The organism is Paenibacillus xylanexedens (genome assembly GCF_007676705.1).
GTDB classification, from domain to species: Bacteria; Bacillota; Bacilli; order Paenibacillales; family Paenibacillaceae; genus Paenibacillus; species Paenibacillus xylanexedens_C.
In genome coordinates this window covers 1-218 of sequence record NZ_VEBF01000964.1, presented here as the reverse complement: position 1 = coordinate 218, position 218 = coordinate 1, and the positions used below count along the sequence as shown (strand labels likewise).

General features: G+C 42.7%; 1 protein-coding gene. It reads left to right on the top strand.

The window, feature by feature from the left end; all coding sequences use genetic code 11:
- Positions 1-218: nitrilase-related carbon-nitrogen hydrolase (locus tag FS628_RS31165; protein WP_313958644.1), on the top strand; the 218-nt coding region annotated here is incomplete at both ends.

Below are 218 nucleotides of genomic sequence, written 5' to 3'. Positions count from 1 at the left end.
ACAATTAGTCACTTTCCCAGAATTGTTTCTCACTGGTTACTCAGTTGGAGAAAATGTAAGTACACTGGCTGAAACGATCGATGGCCTGTACATGACAAAGGTCCGCAACTTATGTAAAGACCATGAAATCTATTTGGTTATCAGCTTTCCTGAAGATGGGCAAGACGGCAACTATTACATTTCCTCAGCGCTCATTGATCCTAAGGGGGAAGTGTTGG